Annotated in this window: 1 protein-coding gene; it reads left to right on the top strand. The window is 40.2% G+C overall.

Annotation, left to right across the window (positions count from 1 at the left end):
• Positions 1 to 251: immunity protein YezG family protein (locus H5187_RS24255; protein ID WP_182798540.1), on the top strand; the 251-nt coding region annotated here is incomplete at both ends.

The raw sequence follows: 251 nt of genomic DNA on the forward strand, positions 1-251 counted from the left end.
TTAAATTGCGAAGATGAAAACGTACTTGAATGCAAAGCCCATTATCAAACTGCTGCTGATACAAGCGAACAGCCGATTACCGTGACGGACGAGATAGTCGATTTATTCAACACCCTATTTGAAAAAGCCACCCAACACCAACCAGAAAACTGGACACGCGCTATTTTTACCATTAATCGCCAAGGTCAATTTAATCTCAACTTTGAGCGTGATAATAATGATGATGACGTTATTACCGCACAACAAACACA

Source organism: Pseudoalteromonas sp. SG44-1 (genome assembly GCF_014164315.1).
Lineage (GTDB): Bacteria > Pseudomonadota > Gammaproteobacteria > Enterobacterales > Alteromonadaceae > Pseudoalteromonas > Pseudoalteromonas rhizosphaerae.